The 1333-nt window shown below is 67.1% G+C and carries 1 protein-coding gene; it reads right to left on the bottom strand.

The features are described from left to right. Positions 1–27: 27 nt before the first annotated feature. Positions 28–1283 (bottom strand): IS3 family transposase gene (locus RF640_RS18790; protein ID WP_368828655.1). Its coding sequence is split into 2 segments (ribosomal slippage): positions 28–1010 and positions 1010–1283, totalling 1257 coding nucleotides; the frame shifts between segments, so codons are not numbered across the junction. Positions 1284–1333: the final 50 nt, after the last annotated feature.

The raw sequence follows: 1333 nt of genomic DNA on the forward strand, positions 1-1333 counted from the left end.
TGAACCGTCTCGGCTTCTCTGCCGTCTTCATACGGGCTGCGCCGCCGGCTGGGGCGCAGTGATCTGATCGTAGTGGGCGGCCTCGAACTCGGCAGGCGGGACGTTGCCGAGGCTGGAGTGCAGCCTGCGGGTGTTGTACCAGTCCACCCAGGCCAGCGTGGAGTACTCGACGTCGCTGACAGTTTTCAGTGGTGCCTTCACGAACGGGCCCGGGCGGATGCACTCGGTCTTGTAGAGGCCGATGATCGACTCCATGAGGCAGTTGTCGTAGGCGTCCCCAACCGAACCGATCGACGGCGCCATCCCCTCCAGGGCCAGATGCTCGGTGAAGCGCAGCGCCGTGTACTGGGACCCGGCGTCGTGGTGATGGATCAGTCCGTCCGGCAGCACCAGGCCCTGACGGGTCCGGTCCCACCGGCCCATTCGCAGGCAGGTGAGCACCAGATCCGTCGTGCGGGTCGTGGCCGCGTTCCAGGACACGATGCGCTGAGCGAAGACATCGACGATAAAGGCGACGTAGACGAACCCGGCCCACGTGCGCACGTACGTGAAGTCGGCGACCCACACGGTGTTCGGGGCCGCGGCGGTGAAGTTGCGGTTGAGCAGATCCGCCGCCCGCGTCCCATCCTTGGCCGGGATCGTGGTGCGCACCCGCCGGCCTCGGACCACCCCGGCCAGCCCGAGCGAGCGCATCAGCCGGTCCACCGTGCAGTGGGCCACCGCCAGCCCACACCGGCGCAGGTAGGCGGTCATCTTCCGCCGGCCGTAGAGGCCCTCCGGGGTGCCCACGGTGGCCAGCAGCGCATCCATCACCACCGCGTCGCTGACCGTGCGCGCGGCAGACTGCCGACCGGGCTGCTTCCAGGAGCGGTAGGTTCTCGCGGCGACCGGCACGCCCTGCTCGCGCAGGACCGCGCAGATCGACTCGACCGCGTAGCCTTCGGCCCTCATCTGATCGATGAACCCGGCGATCAACGATTGCGGGGGTCGAGCTCCCCCGCAAAGAAAATCGAGGCCTTGCGCAGGATCTCATTGGCCTCGCGCAACCGTTTGTTCTCGGCCTTGAGCCGCTTGATCTCCTCGGCCTCGGCCGTGGTGACTCCGTCCCGGTCACCGGAGTCGATCTCGGCCTGACGGACCCAGTTGCGCAGCGTCTCCCGCCCCAGATCCAGTTGCTGACCGATCTGCTGACAGGCCACCGTCAGCGACGGATAGTCCTGCTGGTGCTCGCGCACCATGCGCACCGCTCGGGCCTTGAACTCGGCGTCGTACTTCTTGGGCATGTCCTCATCCTTCATCGAAAGGAAGCGGCATCAAACCCGTGACGGTTCAC

Origin of the sequence: Kocuria sp. CPCC 205231 (genome assembly GCF_040980965.1) — a bacterium.
Lineage (GTDB): Bacteria > Actinomycetota > Actinomycetes > Actinomycetales > Micrococcaceae > Kocuria > Kocuria rosea.